Consider the following 20,507-nt stretch of genomic DNA (forward strand, 5'->3'; position numbering starts at 1 on the left):
CAGGCCGGTGCAAGTCCGGGCGGGTGGGTGGGAGAGAGCCCGTCCGGCGCTTGAGGACGCGGCGCGGAGCGCCGCATCGGGGGTGCCCCCGGCGCAGCCGAGCCAGAGCCCCCCCCCAGGCCCCCAAGGCCCCCGGCCAGCTCACGCGTCGCGGCAGATCAACAACAGCGCCCGATCATCGTTGACGTCCTTCGCGACCGCCTCGATGAGGTGCCACGCGGCCCCGTGGAAGCCGCCGGGGACGTAGCGGTCGGCCTCGCCGGTGAGGCGGTCGATGCCCTCGGCGATGTCGCGGTCGGCGGCCTCGACGATGCCGTCGGTGAAGAGCATGAGGACGTCACCGGGGCGCAGGGACCCCTTGACGGGGTCGAACTGGGCCCCGTCGTAGACGCCGAGGAGCGGCCCCTCGCCGGACTTCTCCTCCCAGCGCCCGGTCCCGGCGCTGAGCTGGAGGGCGGGCAGATGCCCGGCGGAGAGGAGTTCGTAGTCGCCGGTCTCCAGGTCGAGGACGAGGTGGATGGAGGTGGCGAAGCCCTCGTCCCAGTCCTGGCGGAGCAGGTACCCGTTGGCGGCGGGCAGGAAGGCGTGCGGCGGCAGCGACCCGAGGAGGCCGCCGAAGGCGCCGGACAGGAGCAGCGCCCGCGACCCGGCGTCCATGCCCTTGCCGGAGACGTCGGTGAGGACGACTTCGAGGGTGCGCCCGCCGTTGGTGCGGGCGGCGACGACGAAGTCGCCGGAGAAGGACTGGCCCCCGGCGGGCCGCAGGGCCATCTCGCGGTGCCAGCCGCGCGGCAGCTTGGGGAGCTTGCTCTGCACCCGGATCCGCTCGCGCAGGTCGAAGAGCATGGTCCCGCCGCCCCGCCAGGGCACCCCGACGCGGCTGCGGAACTGGGCGATGAGGAGCCCGAAGAAGCCGCAGGCGGCGACGGCGAGGACGGTGCCGGGGGTGACCCGGGCGGGCCCTTCCGTGTAGGGGCCGAGCTGCACGGACTCCACGATGAGGGCGGCCGCGGAGGCGGCGTACAGACCGAGGAGGCTGGAGGGCCGCAGGAGCAGTCCGCCCGCGACGATGGGCAGCACGAGCGCGGCGGGCGAGAACCACACCGGGTTGACGATCGTGCACGCGGTGATGACAGGGACGGTCAAGAGGAGTGCGGCGAGCGCCACCCAGTCGGAGCCGTCGCCCCGGAAGTAGTCGACACCGGATTTGCGCAGCCCTATGCGCGCCCGGTGCAGCCGCTTCTTCATGCGGGCCGGGAACGTATCGGCTTCGGCACGCCGCGCACGCTGCTCGCGCCGCTCGCGCCCTTCTCGTCGTACCGCCATTGCTCGTGGACCCTATCCACCGGGCCAGGCACTTCGCACGGGAGGTACCTCTTGTCCCCCTTCAGGGGCACCTCGCCCGTATCTCCACACCCAGCGTCCACACGCGCGTTCCGGTACGCGGAAAACAATTCGCCGCGCCCTTGGAGCCCTGGTAGGCATGGCATATGACAGCAGACTTGCGGGAGTTGAGCCAGGGCGACTGGGAGCAGTGGTACAAAACGCTGGACGTCGCTTTCGGTGGTGTGGCCGAGGCTCCGGAGGAGCGCGAGCTGTGGCGCGACCTCACCGAGTGCGAGCGCTCGATCGGCGCCTGGGACGGCGAGACCTGTGTGGGCACGGCGGGCGCCTTCAGCTTCCGCATGTCGGTGCCGGGTGGCGCCCTGGTGGACACGGCGGGCGTGACGATGGTGGGCGTGGCGGCCACGCACCGGCGGCGCGGCCTGCTCACGGCGATGATGCGGCGCCAGCTGGACGACGTCCGGGAGCGCGGCGAGGCCGTCGCGGTCCTGACGGCGTCGGAGCCGGAGATCTACGGCCGGTTCGGGTACGGGGCGGGTTCGTTCCACCACCGCATGGAGATCGACACGACCCGGGTGGGCCTGACCGTCCCGCCGGGCACCGACGACGTACGCCTTCGCTACGAGACGCCCGCCAAGGCCTTGCCCGCCTGTGAGGCGGTGTACGCGCGGCGGGTGCCGGGCCGCCCCGGCCTGATGGCGCGGCGGCCCGGCTGGGAGCGCCTGGTCACCCTGGACCCGCCGGCCGACCGCAACGGCGCGTCACCGCAGCAGTGCGTGCTCGCCGAGCGCGACGGCGAGGTCGTCGGGTTCGCGTTCTACGCCGTCAAGCCCGAGTGGGACGCCCAGGGTCCCAAGGGCACGGTCAAGGTGCAGGACGTGGAGGCCCTCGACCCGGCGGCGTACGCCGCGCTGTGGCGGTTCCTGTTCGACATCGACCTGACGTCGACGGTCCTGGCCCTGAACCGGCCGGTGGACGACCCGGTCGCGCAGCTCGTCACGAACGTGCGCCGCTGCGACCTGCGGACCCGGGAGTCGCTGTACGTACGTCTTGTGGACGTCGGCGCCGCCCTCGAAGCGCGTACGTACCAGGCGCCGGTGGATGTCGTCCTCGACGTCGAGGACGCCTTCTGCCCCTGGAACCAGGGCCGTTGGCGCCTGACCGGCGACACCAAGGGCGCCTCCTGCAAGCGCGTCGACGACAGCGCCCCGGCCGACCTCGCCCTCGCCGTCCGCGAGTTGGGCTCCCTCTACCTGGGCGGCGTCCCGCTCACCCAGCTCGCCGCGGCGGGCCGGGTCCGGGAGCTGCGCCAGGGCGCGGTGGCGGAGGCGGGCCTGGCGTTCGGCTCGGCCGTCGCGCCGTGGCTGTCGCACGGCTTCTAGCCGACGCTGCCCGCCCGCGCGCCGTGGGGCACCTTCGGCTTGCGGGTCGCCAGGTACAGCGCGAAGAACCAGCCGAGGACGCTGGCGCCGAAGAGGACGTTGACGACCAGGACTAGCCAGCGGTTCTCCGCGTCCCGCCAGAAGGCGAGCAGCGCGGGGAGGAAGTAGAGGACGAAGAACGCCAGGGCCGCGGCCAGGGCGAAGGGCGCGCTCAGGTCGTCGAACACGGTGAGTGGAACCTGTTTCTTGTCTCGGCCGGTGACCGGGTGCCGGTTAAGGGCGGTTGCCCCTGGGCTGGCACGTCGGGCACCAGAAGAGGTTGCGGGCGGCGAGATCGGCGGTGCGGATCTCGCCGCCACAGATGTGGCAGGCCTGCCGGGCTCTGCGGTACACGTACACCTCGCCGCCGTGGTCGTCCACGCGCGGCGGGCGGCCCATCGCCTCCGGAGTGTGCTCGGGCCGGACCGTGTCGATGCGATTGTGCCGGACGCCCTCGCACATCAGGTCCACCAAGTCCGCCCAGATCGCGGTCCATTGGGCGTACGTGAGGTCCTTGCCCGGCGTGTACGGGTCGATGCCGTGCCGGAACAGGACCTCGGCGCGGTAGACGTTGCCCACGCCCGCGACGACCTTCTGGTCCAGGAGGAGCGCGGCGACCGTGGTGCGGCTGCGGGAGATCCGGCGCCAGGCCGTCTCCGGGTCGTTCCCCTCGCCCCGCGGGCGCAGCGGGTCCGGGCCGAGGCGGGCGTGTATCGCCTGCTTCTCCTCGTCCGTGATCAGGGCGCAGGTCGTCGGGCCGCGGAGGTCCATGTACGCGGTGTCGTTCGTCAGGCGGAGGCGGACGGTGTCCGTGGGTGGGGGCGCGGGGGCGCCGCCGAGGGTGACCTTGCCGAAGAGGCCCAGGTGGATGTGGATCCAGCCGGTGTCCTGGAAGCCCAGGAAGAGGTGCTTGCCGTGGGCTTCCGCCGTGTCCAGGGGTCTGCCCGTCACCAGGGCCGCGCTGTCGGAGAACTTGCCCTGCGGGCTGCTCGCGGTCGTCTTCCGGCCCTGGAAACGGTCCCGGTGGTCGGCCGCGAGCCGGTGGATCGTGTGCCCTTCCGGCACGGGTTCTCCTTATAGCGGGGGGGTGGTGGGGTGGGGCCCTGCCGGGGGCTCCCCAAGCCCGCCCCTTTCCCGAAACCGGGGGCTGCCGCCCCCGGACCCCCGCTGATCGGCGCTCCGCGCCTCGTCCTCAAACGCCGGACGGGCTGGAACTTACCGGCACAATTTCTAGCCCCTCCGGCGTTTGAGGAGCGGGGTCTGGGGCGGAGCCCCAGTTTCGGGAAAGGGGCGGGACTGGGGCGCCCCGCGAAGGCCGACGGGCTCAGCCCTCTTGCGGGTGGTGCGCCGGGATGGCCGGCAGCTCGCCGGTGGTCTCGTAGCGGGAGAGCATCTCGATGCGCCGGGTGTGACGGGACTCACCGGAGTACGGCGTGGCCAGGAAGATCTCGACGAACTTCGTGGCCTCGTCCTGGGTGTGCATCCGCCCGCCGATGGAGATCACGTTGGCGTCATTGTGCTCACGCCCGAGCGCGGCGGTCTGCTCACTCCACGCGAGAGCGGCCCGCACCCCCTTCACCTTGTTCGCGGCGATCTGCTCCCCGTTCCCGGAGCCACCGATGACGATGCCGAGGGACTCGGGGTCCGCGGCCGTCCGCTCCGCGGCGCGGAGGCAGAAGGGGGGGTAGTCGTCCTGGGCGTCGTAGATGTGGGGCCCGCAGTCGACGGGCTCGTGCCCGTGCTCCTTGAGCCATTCGACGAGGTGGTTCTTGAGTTCGTAGCCGGCATGATCCGAGCCGAGGTACACGCGCATGGGCGAAGTGTGGCACGCACGGGGACGGGCGGCCGCCGTGGGGCCGCCGGGCACCCCCTCCGAGCACCGATTGGTGCAGGCCAATGCGCCTGTCCGGTCATCGAGCGTAAGCGCTCGTTCACTCAGGATTCCGCGGAATACAACGATCCGGAGACGGGCCTTTCGTCCCGTACGCCCCTGCGCTTTTAATGCGGAGGCTTGTCCCCGCGAACCAAAGGATCTGCCTATGACCTCGCAACCGTCCCTTGCGAAGGAAGACAGCACCGACGAAGGACCCGGCAATTCGCAGCCGGACGGTGGGAACGGCGGCGGCGACGGCCTGCAGGCCGGACTCAAGAACCGGCACCTGTCCATGATCGCCATCGGTGGCGTGATCGGGGCGGGTCTCTTCGTCGGATCCTCCGCCGGCATCAAGGCCGCGGGCCCCGCGATCCTCGTGTCGTACGCGCTCGTGGGCGCCATGGTCGTGCTCGTGATGCGGATGCTCGGCGAGATGGCCGTGGCCCGGCCGACCTCCGGGTCCTTCTCGGCCTACGCGGACCAGGCGCTCGGCCGCTGGGCGGGCTTCACCATCGGCTGGCTCTACTGGTTCTTCTGGGTCGTGGTGCTCGCCGTCGAGGCGACCGCGGGCGCCGACATCCTCAACGGGTGGATGCCGGGCGTCCCGCAGTGGGCCTGGGCGCTCATCGTGATGGTGGTGCTCACCGCCACCAACCTCGTCTCGGTCGGCTCCTACGGCGAGTTCGAGTTCTGGTTCGCGGGCATCAAGGTCGTGGCGATCGGCGGGTTCGTCGTCGTCGGTCTGCTCGCCGTGTTCGGCATCCTGCCCGGCTCGGACAATCCGGGCAGCGGCTTCGCGCACCTCACCGACGCGGGCGGATTCCTGCCCAACGGGGCGGGAGCGATCCTCACCGGCGTCCTGATGGTCGTCTTCTCCTTCATGGGCTCCGAGATCGTCACCCTCGCCGCCGGTGAGTCCGAGGACCCGCAGCGCGCCGTCACCAAGGCCACCAACAGCGTCATCTGGCGCATCGGCGTGTTCTACCTCGGCTCGATCTTCGTCGTCGTGACGCTGCTTCCGTGGGACGACAAGTCGATCGTCAAGGACGGCAGTTACGTCGCCGCGCTGAACTCCATCGGCATCCCGAACGCGGGCACGGTCATGGACGTGATCATCCTGACGGCCGTCCTGTCCTGTCTCAACTCCGGTCTGTACACCGCCTCGCGCATGGCCTTCTCGCTCGGTGAGCGCGGCGACGCCCCGAAGGCGTTCACCCACACCACCGCCTCGGGCGTGCCGCGCGTCGCGATCCTCAGCTCGGTCGTCTTCGGCTTCGTCGCCGTGTGGTTCAACTACCAGTGGCCGGAGACCGTCTTCGAGTTCCTCCTGAACTCCTCCGGCGCCGTCGCCCTGTTCGTCTGGCTCGTCATCTGCTTCACGCAGCTGAAGATGCGCGGCATCATCCTGCGCGAGCAGCCGGAGAAGCTGGTCGTGAAGATGTGGCTGTTCCCGTATCTGACCTGGGTCACCATCGGGATGATCTCGTTCGTGATCGTCTACATGCTGTACGACGACGCCGGGCGCAAGCAGATGGTGCTCTCGCTGCTCGTGGCGGCCCTCGTGCTCGGCTTCGCGCTGGTGCGCGAGAAGGTCCGGCCTCGCTCGGACGAGGAGCTCACCGAGGCCTGACAGGTCCCGACGCCCGGTGCGGGGCGTCCGCGGGGAGGGCAACGGCTGCGGCCGCCGTCCCCGCGGGCGTCCCGCTTCTTCTTGTCGGATCTTCTTCTCGAACTCTTCTTCTCGGAAAACTTGACGGGAGATGTCAGGTTTCCGCGTCAAGGTGTGCTTCGACAGCAAGATCGAAGCAGGGAGAGACCCGTGGACCTCAGCGCCCTCACCGACCGCCGACTTGTCCTGTGCCCCGGCGACGCCGGATACGACGACGAACTCGCCGGTTTCCAGACGGGGTACGCCCAGCGCCCGGACCTCGTCTTCGCGGCCACGAGCACCGACGACGTCGTCGCGGCCGTGACGTACGCCGCCGACGCGGGCCTGCCGATCGGCGTGCAGGCGACCGGCCACGGCCTGCCGGACGCGTCGGCGGGCGGCGTCCTCATCAGCACCCGCCGCCTGGACGAGGTCGTCGTGGACCCGGCGGCCCGCACCGCGCGGGTCGGCGCCGGGGTCCGCTGGGGGCAGGTCGTCGCGGCCGCGGCGGAGCACGGCCTCGCGCCCCTGAACGGCTCGGCGCCGTCCGTGGGCGCGGTGTCGTACACGCTGGGCGGCGGGCTCGGCGTCCTGGCGCGGGAGTTCGGGTACGCGGCCGACCACGTGCGGTCCCTGGACGTGGTCACGGCCGACGGCGCCGTGCGGCACGTGACGGCCGACAGCGAGCCGGAGCTGTTCTGGGGGCTGCTCGGCGGCGGCGCGAACCTGGGCGTCGTGACGGCCCTGGAGATCGGTCTGGTCCCCGTGACGCGGCTGTACGGGGGCGCGCTCGCCTTCGACGGGCGCGAGGTCGACCCGGGGGCGGTCCTGCGCGCCTACACGGCCTGGACAGAGACGGTGCCCGACGAGGTCACCTCGTCCCTCGCGGCGCTGGTCTACCCGGACCTGCCGATGCTCCCGGAGGCGCTGCGGGGCCGCTATTTGCTGACCGTGCGCGTCGCGTACACCGGCACCGCGGCGGAGGGCGAGCGGCTCGTGGCGCCGCTGCGCGCGATCGGGCCCGCGCACGAGGACTCCCTGCGCGAACTGCCGTACACCGAGAGCCACACCATCCACAGCGACCCTGACTTCCCGCACGCCTATTACGGGGAGAGCCGGATGCTGGACGCCCTGGACCGCGACGCCCTGGAGCGGATCCTCGCGCTCACCGGGCCCGCCGCCGACCGCATGCACGTGGTGCAGCTCAACCACCTGGGCGGCGCCCTCGCCCGGCCCGCCGTGAACGCCGTGCCGCACCGGGACGCCCAGTGGCTGCTGCGGATCCTGTCGCCCCTGAACGGCGCCGGGGGCACGGAGACCGCCGAGGACACAGCGGGGGCCGACCGCGCCGTCCTGCGGGAGCTGTACGCGGGCGCTTTCGGGGAGGTGGCGCCCCACGTCCTCGGCCGGTCCCTGAACTTCACCTTCGCCGGTGGTGACCGGCCCGAGGGGCTGTACGACGCCGAGACACAGAAGAGGCTCGCCGGGCTGAAGGTCACGTACGACCCGGCGAACCTCTTCAGGCGGAACTACAACGTCCGTTGACGTCGACGGGCCGGTGCCCGCACGGCACCGGCCCGCTTGTCAGACGTCCGTGAGGTCTCAGCGCTTCTCGTCGAGGTACTTCCACGCCAGCGGCACCGCGCCCATCGCGAGCGCCGCCTTCAGCGCGTCGCCGATCAGGAACGGCGTGAGTCCGGCCGCGACCGCCTCGGTGAGCGACATGCCGGTCGACGCGGCCAGGTACGGCACGCCGACGGCGTAGATGATCGCGGAGCCGAGGACCATCGTCCCGGCCATGCGCGCCACGCTGCGGTCGGCGCCGCGGCGGGCGAGGGCGCCCACGACCATCGCGGCGAGCAGCATGCCGAAGACATAGCCGAGGCTCGGCATGCCCATGCCCGCCTTGCCCTGCGCGAACCAGGGCATGCCCGCCATGCCGACGAGCGCGTACACCGCGAGCGAGGCCGCGCCGCGGTAGGCGCCGAGCGAGGTGCCGACGAGCAGGGCCGCGAAGGTCTGGCCCGTGACCGGGACCGGGGAGCCGGGGACCGGGACGGCGATCTGGGCCGCGATGCCGGTGAGGGCGGCGCCGCCGAGGACCAGGGTCACGTCGCGCAGGCGGGTGGCGGGGATCAGGTCGGCCAGGACCTGACCCGGACGGGATATGGCGGCTGTGCTCATCGGGACTCCGTGTTCTGAGGGCCAGGGGCGGGGTGGCGGACGCTGTGACCCTATCCCCGGCGGGGGCCGCTCATCAGGGGGTGCCGCTGACAAAGGCAGCGGCCCGGCGTTGGTGGGCTTCGCACAAAGACGCCGGGGCACACCTGGTTCGGCGTGACGCTCGTCACTGAGGTCAGTGCCGCGAGGGCCCCGGTTGCTTCCCGGGACGCCCAGCGGCGACACTGTGGATTCCCGCCAATCCAGATCACCGCTGGATTCCCTGAGCACGAGAGCCGACGACACGTGAAGCACGACTCCTTGCCGTCCCGGTCCGCGGTGCCTCCCACAGGAGCGACGGCGGTGGACGCGCCCGCCGCCACGGACGCGGGGCCCGAACCCCTCGGCGGCGGCCTCAAGCAGCGCCACCTCACCATGCTCGGCCTCGGCGGCGTCATCGGCGCCGGGCTCTTCGTCGGTTCGGGGGCCGGGATCGCGGTCGCGGGACCCGGGATCGTCCTCTCCTATCTGATCGCGGGCGCGCTCGCGATGTGTGTGATGCGGATGCTCGGCGAGATGTCCGCCGCGATGCCCGCGTCCGGCGCGTTCTCCGTGCACGCGGAGCGGGCGCTCGGGCGGTGGGCCGGGTTCTCGGTGGGGTGGCTGTACTGGTTCCTGCTCGTCGTGGTGCTCGCGGTGGAGGCGACGGGCGCGGCCCGGATCGCGAACGAGTGGGTGCCGGGCGTGCCGCAGTGGGCGTGGGTGCTCGCCTTCATGGTGGTCTTCACCGGCGCCAACCTCGCGGCCGTGAAGAACTTCGGCGAGTTCGAGTTCTGGTTCGCCGCCCTGAAGGTCTTCGCGATCGGCGCGTTCCTCGTGCTCGGGCTGCTCGCGATCTTCGGGGTGCTCCCCGACACCGATCCGGTCGGCTTCACGCACCTCACCGGCGACGGCGGTTTCCTGCCGCACGGCTGGGACGGGGTGGTCTCCGGCGTGGTCGTGGTGATCTTCGCCTTCGGCGGTCTGGAGATCGTGACGATCGCCGCGGCGGAGTCCGACGACCCGGTGCGCTCGGTGGCGCGGGCGGTGCGCAGCGCGGTGTACCGCATCCTCTTCTTCTATGTCGGCTCGATGCTGGTCATCGTGACGGTGCTGCCGTGGACGGCGCAGCAGGCGGGTCTGAGCCCGTATGTCACGGTCCTGGACTCCATCGGCGTCCCGTCGGCCGGGACCCTCATGAACATCGTGGTGTTCGTGGCGCTCCTGTCGTCCCTGAACGCCAATCTGTACGGCTCCTCGCGCATGATCTTCTCGCTCGCCGAGCGCGGGGAGGCGCCGAAGGCGCTGCTCCGGGTGTCGGGCGGCGGGGTGCCGCGCCGGGCGGTGCTCGCCTCCGTGGCGTTCGGCTTCGTGTCCGTGCTGCTGAATCTGAAGTGGCCCGAGTCCGTCTTCCTCTACATGCTCAACTCGGTCGGCGCGGCGCTCCTCTTCGTCTGGGCGCTGATCGCACTTTCTCAGCTGCGGCTGCGGCGCCGCATCGAGCGCGAGGCGCCCGAGCGCCTGACGCTGCGCATGTGGTTCTTCCCCTGGCTGACGTGGGCAGCGCTCGCGGCGATGGCCGTGGTCATCCTGCTGATGCTCCGGGACGACGGGGCGCGGCCGCAGCTGCTGTGGTCGGCGGGCGCGACCGCGCTGGTGATCGCGGTGGCGTGGGTGCGGGAGTGGCTCGGCCGCAGATCCGGTGCGGCGCGTACGTAGATGACGCGTACGTAGGTGACGTACGCCCGACATGGCGGTTCCGTGGGGACGGAGTGCGCGCCATGACACCCTCATATGACGACCATGTGATCGCCACGTGAACAAATCTTCACCATGTGTGAGCGTCGTGTCCGTATACCGGTCAACTGTTCCCTGTGAGCGGTACGCGCGCTCAGACTGTGGCCCGCTCCGCTCTCCCGTCTCTGCTACTGAACAGGGCACGCCCATGTCTCGGACGTCCTTGCAGGACGCACCACCCAAGACCGACGCACCGCTCGGTCACGGACTCAAGCAGCGCCATCTGTCGATGATCGCCCTCGGCGGCGTGATCGGCGCCGGGCTCTTCGTGGGCTCCGGCACCGCCATCGCCGCGGCCGGGCCCTCGATCATCCTCGCGTACACGATCTCCGGCGCCCTGGTCATGCTCGTCATGCGCATGCTGGGCGAGATGGCCGCCGCCAACCCGGCGTCCGGCTCCTTCTCCGTGCACGCCGAGCGGGCCATGGGCCCGTGGGCCGGGTTCACCGCGGGCTGGTCGTTCTGGTTCCTGCTGTGCGTGGCCGTCGGCCTGGAGGGCATCGGCGCCGCGAAGATCGTGCACGGCTGGGTGCCGGGGGTCCCGGAGTGGGCCTGGGTCGCCCTGTTCATGCTGGCGTTCTGCGCCACGAACCTCGCGGCCGTGAAGAACTTCGGCGAGTTCGAGTTCTGGTTCGCCGCCCTGAAGGTCGGCGCGATCGTCCTCTTCCTCGGCATCGGCGTGCTCGCGATCTTCGGCTGGCTCCCCGACACCGAGGCGCCCGGCATGACCAACCTCACCGGGCAGGGCGGCTTCATGCCCAACGGCGTGGACGGCCTGATCGTCGGACTGCTCGCCTCCGTGTTCGCGTACGGAGGCCTGGAGACCGTCACCATCGCGGCGGCCGAGTCCGAGCACCCCGTGCAGGGCGTGGCCAAGGCCGTCCGCACGGCGATGTGGCGGATCGCCCTCTTCTACATCGGCTCGATGGCCGTCGTCGTGACGCTGCTGCCGTGGACGAAGGAGGAGGTCGCGGCGAAGGGCCCCTACGTCGCCACGCTCGACCACCTCGGCATCGACGGCGCGGGCCAGATCATGAACGTCGTCGTCCTCATCGCCCTGCTCTCCGCGATGAACGCCAACATCTACGGCGCCTCGCGCATGGCCAACTCGCTGGTGCAGCGCGGCCAGGGCCCCAAGGCGCTCGGCCGGATGTTCGACGGCGTGCCCCGCATCGCCGTCCTGACCTCGTCGGCCTTCGGCTTCCTGTGCGTCCTGCTCAGCTACTGGCGGCCCGACGACATCTTCCAGTGGCTCCTGAACACCATCGGCGCGATCATCCTGGTGGTGTGGTTCTTCATCGCGATGGCGCAGCTGAAGCTGCGCAGGAAGCTGGAGCGCGAGTCGCCGGAGAAGCTGGTCGTGAAGATGTGGCTCTTCCCCTGGCTCACCTATGTGGCGCTCGCCGGCATGGCGACGGTGTTCGTCCTCATGGCCCGTGAGTCCGAGACCCGCACCCAGCTCTTCTACTCGGGCGGACTGACCCTGATCCTCATGGCCGTCGGCTACGCCCGCCAGAAGGCCGTGGAGAACCGGGACACCGGCGCGCCGCGCCCCTGAGACCGGCCGGAAGCATCCGAAGGCCCCGCTCCCCCCTGTGGAGCGGGGCCTTCGGCCGTCCGTGGCACAGGCACCGGGTCCTCGGGCCTAGGACGAAGGGCTGATCAACTTCACCGTACTCCTGCTGCTAGCCTGCACTTGCACATAGGTCGCAATAAAGAGGTGCGAGGCGGCGCCGCGCGACACGGCGCGGCAAGCACGCAGAGCACGTCGGAGGGCTCTCTCATGGCCATTTACACGCTTCCTGAACTTCCGTACGACTACGCGGCGCTGGAGCCGGTGATCAACCCGCAGATCATCGAGCTGCACCACGACAAGCACCACGCCGCGTACGTCAAGGGCGCGAACGACACCCTGGAGCAGCTGGCGGAGGCCCGCGACAAGGAGTCGTGGGGCGCCATCAACGGCCTGGAGAAGAACCTGGCCTTCCATCTCTCCGGGCACATCCTGCACAGCATCTACTGGCACAACATGAACAGCCCGAAGGACGGCGGCGGCGGTGAGCCCACGGCCGCCGACGGCGTCGGTGAGCTCGCGGACGCCATCACCGAGTCCTTCGGCTCCTTCGCCAAGTTCAAGGCCCAGCTGACCAAGGCCTCCGCGACGACCCAGGGTTCGGGCTGGGGCGTGCTCGCCTACGAGCCGCTCAGCAACCGCCTGATCGTCGAGCAGATCTACGACCACCAGGGCAACGTCGGCCAGGGCTCCACCCCGATCCTGGTCTTCGACGCCTGGGAGCACGCCTTCTACCTGCAGTACAAGAACCAGAAGGTGGACTTCATCGAGGCCATGTGGGAGGTCGTGAACTGGCAGGACGTGGCCAAGCGCTACGAGGCCGCCAAGCAGCGCGTGAACAGCCTGCTGCTCGCCCCGTGACCCACCCCGGGCCCCGCGCCCGGTGACACGTCCTGCCTCGTGATCGTCTTCTCAACCTTCATGACGGCAGGCGGATGGACGAAAGGCCCCCGTGAGGACGTGACTCGCGGGGGCCTTTCGGTATGCCGGGTTCCGGCCGAAGGTATGTGCATGCCGAAAACGGAGTACTGCTGGACGTGTGACAGCGACCATCCGCACCGGAAGCTGGAAGGTCCCGAGGAGAGCTGGCTCAAGGAGCGCCTCGGCCGGGCGAGCGTGCACGAGTTCCTCGTGTGTCTCGCTCCGAAGTGCCGCAACCTGCGCACGGGCTCCAACAAGAAACCCTTTCCCGACGCCATGCGGCTCCCCCACTTCGACTGAGATCAGTCGAAGATCGGCCCCTGCGTCCGCGTCCGCTTGATCTCGTAGAAGCCCGGCGTCGACGCCACCAGGAGCGTGCCGTCCCACAGGCGGGCCGCGGCCTCGCCCTTGGGGGCGGGGGTGACGACCGGGCCGAAGAAGGCGACCTGCTCGCCGTCGGTGCCGGGGACGGCGATGACGGGGGTGCCGACCTCCTGGCCGACCTTCTCGATGCCCTCCTTGTGGGAGGCGCGCAGCTCGGCCTCGTAGGGCGTGGCGTCCCAGTGGTCGAGGAGCGAGGCGGGCAGGTTCACGTCCTTCAGGGCGCCCGCGACGGCCTCCTTGGTGGGGCCCTCGCCCTGGTTGTGGATGCGGGTGCCGAGCGCGGTGTAGAGGTCGCCGAGGACGCCGGCGCCGTGCTCCTGCTGAGCGGCGATGACGACACGGACCGGGCCCCAGGCGTGGTTCGTGAGGAAGTCGCGGTACTCCTCGGGCAGCTCGTCCAGCTTGTCCTCGTTCAGGACGCCGAGGCTCATCAGGTGCCAGCGGACCTCGATGTCGCGGACCTTCTCCACCTCCAGGACCCAGCGTGATGTCATCCAGGCCCAGGGGCACGACGGGTCGAACCAGAAGTCGACCGGGGTCTTGCCGTTCGTGGTCTGCGCGACGTTCTCGGACATGTCTCTCCCTAAGGAATCCGTTCGGGGATCTGGCCGGGGAACATCGGGGCTGTGCCGGGGCATTCCCGGATGTCCGCCGAACTGGGCGCATGCGAGGATCAGAGACGTTCGGACGAGTCGTGCGAGCCATACGCGAGCCACAAGGGAGTGCAGCCCGTGCCCGGTGAGAATCTGTCCCGCGACGAGGCCCAGGAGCGGGCCGCGCTGTTGTCCGTCGAGGGGTACGAAGTCTTCCTCGACCTGCGCTCGGCGGTGGGCGAAAGCGACGGCGACGCAGGGGCGCCGCGCACGTTCCGGTCGGTGACGACGCTGCGCTTCCGGTGCGCCGAGCCGGGCGCCGCGAGCTTCGCGGACCTGATCGCGCCGAGCGTGACGGCCGTGTCCCTCAACGGCAAGGACCTGGACCCCTCGGAGGTCTTCGACGGCTCCCGCATCACCCTGGAGGACCTCCGCGAGGAGAACGAGCTGGTGGTGGACGCCCAGTGCGCCTACAGCCGCACCGGCGAGGGCATGCACCGCTTCGTCGACCCCGAGGACGGCGAGGTCTATCTCTACACGCAGTACGAGCCCGCGGACTCCCGCCGGGTCTTCGCCAACTTCGAACAGCCCGACCTGAAGGCCCCCTTCCGCTTCTCCGCGCAGGCGCCCGAAGGCTGGACGGTATGGAGCAACGGGGTCGGTGAACTGACCGACGGCGTCTGGCAGTTCGCCGAGACCAAGCCGATCTCGACGTACATCACGGCGGTCGTCGCGGGTCCCTACCACTACGTGACCGACTCCTACGAGCGCGTCTTCGAGGACGGCACCCGCCTGGAGATCCCGCTCGGCGCGATGTGCCGCAAGGGCCTCGCCAAGCACTTCGACGCGGACGACGTCTTCCTCGTCACCAAGCAGGGCCTGGACTTCTTCCACGACCACTTCGACTACCCGTACCCCTTCGGGAAGTACGACCAGGCCTTCGTCCCGGAGTACAACCTCGGGGCGATGGAGAACCCGGGCTGTGTCACGTTCCGCGAGGAGTTCATCTTCCGCGGCAAGGTGACCCAGGCGTCCTACGAGCGCCGGGCCAACGTCATCCTGCACGAGATGGCGCACATGTGGTTCGGCGACCTCGTCACCATGCGGTGGTGGGACGACCTGTGGCTGAAGGAGTCCTTCGCCGACTTCATGGGCTCCTTCTCGATGGTCGAGGCGACGCGCTTCACCAGCGGCTGGATCACCTTCGCCAACAACCGCAAGGCCTGGGCGTACCGCGCGGACCAGCTCCCCTCCACCCACCCCGTCACGGCCGACATCCGCGACCTGGAGGACGCCAAGCTCAACTTCGACGGGATCACGTACGCCAAGGGCGCCTCGGTGCTCAAGCAGCTCGTGGCCTACGCCGGGCGTGACGCCTTCCTGGAGGGCGCCCGGCGCTACTTCAAGCGGCACGCGTACGGCAACACCCGCCTCGGCGACCTGCTCTCCGTCCTGGAGGAGACCAGCGGCCGGGACATGACCGCTTGGTCGCGGGCGTGGCTGCAGACGGCAGGCGTCAACTCCCTGACGCCGCGGGTGACCCTGAACGCGGAGGGCCGCATCACGGAGCTCGCCGTCGTGCAGGAGGCCGCCGAGTCCCACCCCGAGCTGCGCCCGCACCGCGTGGCCGTCGGCCTGTACCGCCGCGAGGCGGGCGGCGACCTCGTGCGGTACGCCCGCGCTGAGGTGGACGTCGAGGGCCCCCGGACCACGGTCGCCGAGCTCGCCGGGGCCGAGGCGCCGGAGCTGGTCCTGGTCAACGACGACGACCTGACGTACTGCAAGATCCGCTTCGACGAGACGTCGCTCGCCACGCTCCGCGACCACCTCGGGGACATCACGGACCCGCTGGCCCGCGCCCTGTGCTGGTCGGCGCTGTGGAGCCTCACGCGGGACGGCCTCATGCCCGCGCGGGACTTCATCGGCCTGGTCCTGCGCTTCGCCGGGCAGGAGTCCGACATCGGCGTCCTGCAGATGCTGCACGCCTGGGCGAACACCGCCCGCACGCACTACGCCGCGCCGGGCTGGCGCGAGGAGGGCGGCCGGGCGCTCGCCGAGGGTGCCCTGCGGGAGCTGCGCGTGGCCGAGCCCGGCAGCCAGCACCAGCTGACATGGGCGCGGTTCTTCGCGTCGGTGGCGTCGTCCGCGGCCGATCTGCAGCTGCTCCAGGGGCTCCTCGACGGCACGGCCAAGATCGACGGCCTCGATGTGGACCAGGAGCTGCGCTGGGCGTTCCTCGGCGCGCTCGCGGTGAGCGGCGCGGCGGACGAGCAGGCGCTCGCGGCCGAGCTGGCCCGCGACGACACGGCGTCCGGCAAGCGGCATCAGGTCCGGTGTCTGGCCGCGCGGCCCTCGGCGGCGGTGAAGGCGCAGGCGTGGGCCGCCGTGGTGGAGTCGGACGCGCTGTCCAACGCCCTGGTGGAGGCGACGATCGCGGGGTTCCAGCAGGCCGCGCAGCGCGAGCTGACCGCTGCGTACGCGCCGAAGTACTTCGAGGTCATCGAGCGGGTGTGGGCCGAGCGGTCCATCCAGATCGGCATGGACGTGGTGCGGGGGCTCTTCCCGCACTTCCAGGACAGCCAGGAGGCGCTGGACGCGGCGGACGCGTGGCTCACCGGGCACGAGGAGGCTGCGCCCGCGCTGCGTCGGCTGGTGCTTGAGGCCACGGACGATCTGGCGCGGTCGCTTCGGGCGCAGGCCTGTGACGGGGCCGCGGGCCCCGTTTGAGGGGCGTAGGTGGGCCCAGGGGGTGCTCGCCCCCTGGGCCCACCTGTCGTCGCGCTGCGCGGTTGTCCTTCGGGTGTCGCATCGCGGTGCCCGATGTCAGAGCATCGCGCTGCGCGCTCGTCCTCAATCGCCGGACGGGCTATAGCTTGCCCCGTCCGGCGGCTGCGGCGTGCGTCAGCCGATCTGGGCCCCGTAGCGGGACAGTGCGTCGGTGACCGGGGCGAAGAACGTCTGGCCGCCGCTGGAGCAGTTGCCGCTGCCGCCGGAGGTGAGGCCGAGGGCGCTGGTGCCGGCGAACATGGCGCCGCCGCTGTCGCCGGGCTCCGCGCAGACGTTGGTCTGGATGAGGCCGTTGACGGTGCCCTGCGGGTAGGTGACGGAGACGTTCAGGGCCCGGACCGTGCCGCCGTGCAGTCTGGTGGTGCTGCCGCTGCGCTGCACCTGCTCGCCGACGACGGCCGTGCGGGCGCCGGTGATCTGCTGGGCGCTGCCGTTGTAGAGGTTGACCTCGCTCGGGTGCGCCGTGTTGGCGGTGTACTTCACGATGGCGTCGTCACGGCCGGGGAAGCCGTAGTCCTCGACGGTGCCGATGGCCGAGCCGCCCTGGGTCTCGGACCAGGTGGTGCCTGCGAGGGCGGCGCAGTGGCCTGCGGTGAGGAAGTACGGCTGGCCGTTCTTCACCACGTTGAAGCCGAGTGAGCAGCGGCCGCTTGAGGCGTAGATGGCGTCGCCGCCGCGGATGAGGGGCTTGAACTCGCCCGCGGTGCGCTTGAGCACGGCCTTGCCGTCCTGGGCGGCGACGTCCGCGCGCAGCCGGTTCAGGGCCGCGCCCTTGACCGTGCTGTCGGCGGTGACGACGACCTTGTTGGCGACCGGGTCGACGGCGCGTGAGGTGCCCGGGACCGCGTCGGCGCCCAGGGTCTTCTGCACGGAGTTCAGCTCGGCCCGCGAGTTCTTGACGATCCTGGCCTCGGCGCCGGCCGCGCGGGCCTCGTCGGCGGCAGCGCCGTCGAGCACGCTGGCGACGAGCTTCTTGGCGGTGGCGTCGTAGTGGGTGCCCGCCAGGTCGCTCTTGAGGTCGGTGGAGAGGGAGTTCGCGAGCTTGCCCGCCGCGGTCGCGGTGAGGGTGTCCGGCGTGGGGGCCGGTGCCGCGGCGCTGGCGTTCGCCATCGTCAGGGTGCCGGCGACCAGCGCGGCGACCCCGACTCCGGTGATGGCCAGACGTCGCCTGCTCGCTCGTTGGGTGTTCACGCAGTACCTCCATGGGGGGGATGGACCGCTCAAGTGGGGGGCGGTCATCGGGAGTTACCGGTGCCCGGCACGGGCGCGCCTCAGGGTTGGCCCGAATTACGTCGCGTCCATGCCAAACATCGCGCCGAGTATGACAACGGTGTCCGCCGTCCACAAGAGGGCCTCACGCCGCCCCGCACGCCCCCGAGTTCACCGGCGCGCCCCTCGAACCGGCCCTTTTCGGCTCTCGAACGCCCGTACTTTAGGGCGGGGTTGTCCGGTTTTGTCGACGGGACTGTAACAGCGGTTAGCGGGCTGTCCGGGGGCGGGAAAGGCCCCGTCATGAACCACAACACCCCGCTCTCCCCGCGCCCCCTGCGCCACCTCACCGCCGTCCAGCGCCGCGTCATGAGCTCCGCGCAACTGCGCGAGCACGGTGTCTCCGGCGCCGACACCAGCGCGCACTGCCGCCCCGGCGGCCCCTGGCAGCAGTTCCTGCCCGGCGTCTACCTGCTCCACCCCGGACCGCCCACCAGCGAGGAGCGGCTGCACGGCGTGCTCCTGTACAGCGGCCGCCCGCCGGCCAAGGAGGCCAGGTCGGTGCCCGCGCAGCCCGGCGCGGGCGAGCCGCACGCCGCGTACGCGGACGCGATGATCACCGGGCTCGCCGCGCTCGCGCTGCACCGCTTCTCCTCCGCGCCGCCGCTGCTCTCCCTGGACCGCATCGACGTCCTCGTGCCCCGCACCCGGCGGCTGCGCTCCACCGGCTGCGCCCGCCTCGTCCGCGCCAACAGCCTGCCGACTCCCCAGCAGATCACCGGACTTCCCGTCGCCCCCGTGCCGCGCGCGCTCGCCGACGCCGTGGCACAGCTCGCCGAGGCGGGCGCGGTGCGACGGCTGCTCACCGAGGCGGTGCGCGGCGGCCACTGCGAACCGGCTGCGGTCGTACGGGAGTTGAACAACGCCCGGCTGCTCACCCGGCCGCACGTGGTGGACGCGGTGGACTCGCTCCTCGCCGAGGGCCGGGCCCTCGCGGAGGACCGGTTGTACGCGCTGGTACGGGACTTCGGCCTGCCCGACCCGCTGTGGAACGTCGACCTGCGGCTGCCGGGCGGCCCGCACCTGGGCGGCGTCGACGCCTACTGGCCCGAGCACTCCGTCGCCGTGGAGCTGGACACGCGGGCGCCGCGCCAGGGCGAGGACGGCCTCAGCTCCCCCCTCGTCGAGCGGGGCCGGGAGCCAGGGGAGTGGTCCGAGTACACCCGCAAGCGCGAGCACTTGGAGCGCCTCGGCATCACCGTCGTCCACGTCACCCCGAAGAAGCTGCGGGACACCGCCGAGCAGCAGGCCACTGTCGTGCGGACGGCGCTGATGGCGGCGGCCGACCGGGATCCTGCGGCGTATGTCGTGGTGCTGCCCAGATAGGCAGGCCGCGGCGGCCCCGCAGGAGGGGAGTGCGGGGGCGGAATCCTGGACGGCGGGGTTTCGCCCCCGTACGCGTGCCCGGCGCGTGCGGGCACTCCGGCACGCGCGACTGCTCGGCGGCGGACGACTGCTCCCGGGCGGGCGACAACCCCGGCACCGCGGGCTACTCGCCGCAGAACTCCGCCTCGACCACCGGCTTCAGATCCCCCGTCCAGTCGCCGTTGAAGTTGACCGCCAGCGCGCGGCGCCCGTCGCCGGTGGCCATCGCCTCGGACCGGGAGCCCTGGATGCCGCCGCCGTGCCCCCACACCGCCGTCCCGCACGAGAGGCGCACCCGCATCAGGCCCAGGCCGTAGCCGACGCCGGGGCCCAGGTCCTTCGCCGGGACCGTCTCCTTCATCTGGGCGAGCTGCTCGTCCGGCAGGAGGCGTCCGCCGAGCAGCGCCCGGTAGAAGCGGTTGAGGTCCGCCGAGCTGGAGATCATCTCGCCCGCCGCGCCCGCTTCGGACGGGTTCAGCTCCGTCACGTCGTACGTCGTGGACCGTGACCTCGGGTCGGCGAACAGCTTGGAGTACGCCCGGGAGCTGGGCTGCGGCAGGGTCGGCCGGGTGCCGGGCACGAAGGTGTGGCGCAGGCCGAGGGGTTCGATGACGCGGGCACGGATCTCGTCGGCGTAGGAGTGGCCCGTCGCCCGCTCCACGATCATTCCGGCGAGCAGGTAGTTGGTGTTGGAGTAGCCCCAGCCCGTGCCGGGGCGGAACTGCGGCCGGTGGCTCATCGCCATGCGCACCCAGGCCTCTGGCGTCCGGGTGTCGAAGCGGCGCTTCATGAACTCCGGGGTGAAGTACACGCGTTGGAAGCGGGGGTCGGCGAGGTAGTCGTAAATGCCGCTGGTGTGGTTGAGGAGCTGGCGGACGGTGATCCTGTCGCCGTCGTGGCCGTTGCCCCGGACGACGCCCGGCAGCCACTCCCCCACGGTGTCGTCCAGGCCGAGCCTGCCCTCCGCCGCGAGCTGGAGCAGCACCACGGCGACGAACGTCTTCGTGATGCTGCCGACGCGGAAGTGGTCGTACGCGCCGCGCGGCGTCCGCGCGCTCAGGTCGCCGAGGCCGGCGGCGGAGTTCCAGGTCCCGTACGGGTCGACGGCCTGGCCGGTGACGCCGGGGACGCCCGCCGTGACGGCCCGGTCCAGGGCCCGCTGGGTGGCGCGGTGGCCGTGGTCGGCGCCGGACGCGCCGGGCCGTGCGGACACGGCGGGTGCGGCGGACACGGCGGGTGCCGCGAGGACGCCCGCCACCGTCACCGCCGCGGCCACCCCCAGCAGCCGCTTGCGTACTGGCATGCGTCGTCCCTTCTCCAGGCCGAGACCGTA

At 71.2% G+C, this 20,507-nt stretch carries 17 protein-coding genes; 9 read left to right on the forward strand and 8 right to left on the reverse strand.

The annotated features are described in order from the left end of the window. Positions 1-141: 141 nt before the first annotated feature. Positions 142-1,326: a PP2C family protein-serine/threonine phosphatase gene (locus OO63_RS36690; RefSeq protein ID WP_030362526.1), complete on the reverse strand. Its 1,185-nt coding sequence runs from the start codon at positions 1,324-1,326 to the stop codon at positions 142-144. Between the two features lie 164 nt (positions 1,327-1,490). Between OO63_RS36690 and OO63_RS36695 the strand changes: the two genes are divergently transcribed. Beyond that, complete coding sequence (locus tag OO63_RS36695) at positions 1,491-2,726, forward strand: GNAT family N-acetyltransferase (protein WP_030362525.1); 1,236 nt, start codon at positions 1,491-1,493, stop codon at positions 2,724-2,726. Here OO63_RS36695 and OO63_RS45760 read toward each other — a convergent pair. From OO63_RS45760 to OO63_RS36710, 3 genes are all read right to left on the reverse strand, one after another. After that, complete coding sequence (locus OO63_RS45760) at positions 2,723-2,953, reverse strand: superinfection immunity protein (protein WP_033264812.1); 231 nt, start codon at positions 2,951-2,953, stop codon at positions 2,723-2,725. The genes OO63_RS36695 and OO63_RS45760 overlap by 4 nt on opposite strands. Positions 2,954-2,999: 46 nt before the next feature. Then, positions 3,000-3,830: an Fpg/Nei family DNA glycosylase gene (locus OO63_RS36705; protein WP_030362524.1), complete on the reverse strand. Its 831-nt coding sequence runs from the start codon at positions 3,828-3,830 to the stop codon at positions 3,000-3,002. A gap of 259 nt (positions 3,831-4,089) precedes the next feature. Continuing rightward, positions 4,090-4,578, reverse strand: coding sequence for a ribose-5-phosphate isomerase (locus tag OO63_RS36710; protein ID WP_030362523.1), 489 nt, complete (start codon positions 4,576-4,578; stop codon positions 4,090-4,092). A 226-nt stretch (positions 4,579-4,804) separates the two neighbouring features. On the opposite strand from OO63_RS36710, the gene OO63_RS36715 reads away from it, so the two are divergent. Continuing rightward, entirely contained in the window at positions 4,805-6,268 is a 1,464-nt protein-coding gene (locus OO63_RS36715) for an amino acid permease (RefSeq protein WP_030362522.1), read from the forward strand. A 189-nt stretch (positions 6,269-6,457) separates the two neighbouring features. After that, on the forward strand, positions 6,458-7,831 hold the full coding sequence (locus OO63_RS36720) for an FAD-binding oxidoreductase (RefSeq protein WP_033264813.1): 1,374 nt from the start codon (positions 6,458-6,460) through the stop codon (positions 7,829-7,831). A 57-nt stretch (positions 7,832-7,888) separates the two neighbouring features. Here the strand turns inward: OO63_RS36720 and OO63_RS36725 are convergent, their stop codons facing one another. After that, positions 7,889-8,470: a biotin transporter BioY gene (locus OO63_RS36725; protein ID WP_030362520.1), complete on the reverse strand. Its 582-nt coding sequence runs from the start codon at positions 8,468-8,470 to the stop codon at positions 7,889-7,891. A gap of 411 nt (positions 8,471-8,881) precedes the next feature. Between OO63_RS36725 and OO63_RS36730 the strand changes: the two genes are divergently transcribed. The 4 genes from OO63_RS36730 (at position 8,882) to OO63_RS36745 (ending at position 13,076) form a co-directional block, all read left to right on the forward strand. Beyond that, positions 8,882-10,204, forward strand: coding sequence for an amino acid permease (locus OO63_RS36730; RefSeq protein ID WP_234311400.1), 1,323 nt, complete (start codon positions 8,882-8,884; stop codon positions 10,202-10,204). A 226-nt stretch (positions 10,205-10,430) separates the two neighbouring features. Next, on the forward strand, positions 10,431-11,840 hold the full coding sequence (locus OO63_RS36735) for an amino acid permease (protein ID WP_030362518.1): 1,410 nt from the start codon (positions 10,431-10,433) through the stop codon (positions 11,838-11,840). A 225-nt stretch (positions 11,841-12,065) separates the two neighbouring features. Continuing rightward, positions 12,066-12,716, forward strand: coding sequence for a superoxide dismutase (locus tag OO63_RS36740; RefSeq protein WP_030362517.1), 651 nt, complete (start codon positions 12,066-12,068; stop codon positions 12,714-12,716). Between the two features lie 150 nt (positions 12,717-12,866). Continuing rightward, a complete protein-coding gene (locus tag OO63_RS36745) occupies positions 12,867-13,076 on the forward strand; it encodes a hypothetical protein (RefSeq protein WP_030362516.1) in 210 nt (69 codons plus the stop codon). Between the two features lie 2 nt (positions 13,077-13,078). On the opposite strand, the gene OO63_RS36750 is transcribed toward OO63_RS36745, so the two are convergent. After that, on the reverse strand, positions 13,079-13,735 hold the full coding sequence (locus OO63_RS36750) for a DsbA family protein (protein WP_030362515.1): 657 nt from the start codon (positions 13,733-13,735) through the stop codon (positions 13,079-13,081). A 156-nt stretch (positions 13,736-13,891) separates the two neighbouring features. On the opposite strand from OO63_RS36750, the gene pepN reads away from it, so the two are divergent. Beyond that, positions 13,892-16,480, forward strand: a complete 2,589-nt coding sequence (gene pepN, locus OO63_RS36755; protein ID WP_030362514.1) for an aminopeptidase N — start codon at positions 13,892-13,894, stop codon at positions 16,478-16,480. A gap of 174 nt (positions 16,481-16,654) precedes the next feature. On the opposite strand, the gene OO63_RS36760 is transcribed toward pepN, so the two are convergent. After that, a complete protein-coding gene (locus tag OO63_RS36760; protein ID WP_030362513.1) occupies positions 16,655-17,731 on the reverse strand; it encodes a S1 family peptidase in 1,077 nt (358 codons plus the stop codon). Positions 17,732-18,052: 321 nt separating this feature from the next. On the opposite strand from OO63_RS36760, the gene OO63_RS36765 reads away from it, so the two are divergent. After that, complete coding sequence (locus OO63_RS36765; RefSeq protein WP_030362512.1) at positions 18,053-19,135, forward strand: hypothetical protein; 1,083 nt, start codon at positions 18,053-18,055, stop codon at positions 19,133-19,135. Positions 19,136-19,298: 163 nt separating this feature from the next. Here the strand turns inward: OO63_RS36765 and OO63_RS36770 are convergent, their stop codons facing one another. Beyond that, positions 19,299-20,477: a serine hydrolase domain-containing protein gene (locus OO63_RS36770; RefSeq protein WP_030362511.1), complete on the reverse strand. Its 1,179-nt coding sequence runs from the start codon at positions 20,475-20,477 to the stop codon at positions 19,299-19,301. Positions 20,478-20,507: the final 30 nt, after the last annotated feature.

It is taken from the genome of Streptomyces alboflavus (assembly GCF_000716675.1).
In the GTDB taxonomy this organism is placed as follows: Bacteria; Actinomycetota; Actinomycetes; order Streptomycetales; family Streptomycetaceae; genus Streptomyces; species Streptomyces alboflavus.

Coding starts and splice junctions, on each gene's coding strand:
- OO63_RS36690 (WP_030362526.1), bottom strand. CDS start 1,326: ATGGCGGTACGACGAGAAGGGCGCGAGCGGCGCGAGCAGCGTGCGCGG.
- OO63_RS36695 (WP_030362525.1), top strand. CDS start 1,491: ATGACAGCAGACTTGCGGGAGTTGAGCCAGGGCGACTGGGAGCAGTGG.
- OO63_RS36710 (WP_030362523.1), bottom strand. CDS start 4,578: ATGCGCGTGTACCTCGGCTCGGATCATGCCGGCTACGAACTCAAGAAC.
- OO63_RS36715 (WP_030362522.1), top strand. CDS start 4,805: ATGACCTCGCAACCGTCCCTTGCGAAGGAAGACAGCACCGACGAAGGA.
- OO63_RS36725 (WP_030362520.1), bottom strand. CDS start 8,470: ATGAGCACAGCCGCCATATCCCGTCCGGGTCAGGTCCTGGCCGACCTG.
- OO63_RS36730 (WP_234311400.1), top strand. CDS start 8,882: ATGCTCGGCCTCGGCGGCGTCATCGGCGCCGGGCTCTTCGTCGGTTCG.
- OO63_RS36735 (WP_030362518.1), top strand. CDS start 10,431: ATGTCTCGGACGTCCTTGCAGGACGCACCACCCAAGACCGACGCACCG.
- OO63_RS36740 (WP_030362517.1), top strand. CDS start 12,066: ATGGCCATTTACACGCTTCCTGAACTTCCGTACGACTACGCGGCGCTG.
- OO63_RS36745 (WP_030362516.1), top strand. CDS start 12,867: ATGCCGAAAACGGAGTACTGCTGGACGTGTGACAGCGACCATCCGCAC.
- OO63_RS36750 (WP_030362515.1), bottom strand. CDS start 13,735: ATGTCCGAGAACGTCGCGCAGACCACGAACGGCAAGACCCCGGTCGAC.
- OO63_RS36765 (WP_030362512.1), top strand. CDS start 18,053: ATGAACCACAACACCCCGCTCTCCCCGCGCCCCCTGCGCCACCTCACC.
- OO63_RS36770 (WP_030362511.1), bottom strand. CDS start 20,477: ATGCCAGTACGCAAGCGGCTGCTGGGGGTGGCCGCGGCGGTGACGGTG.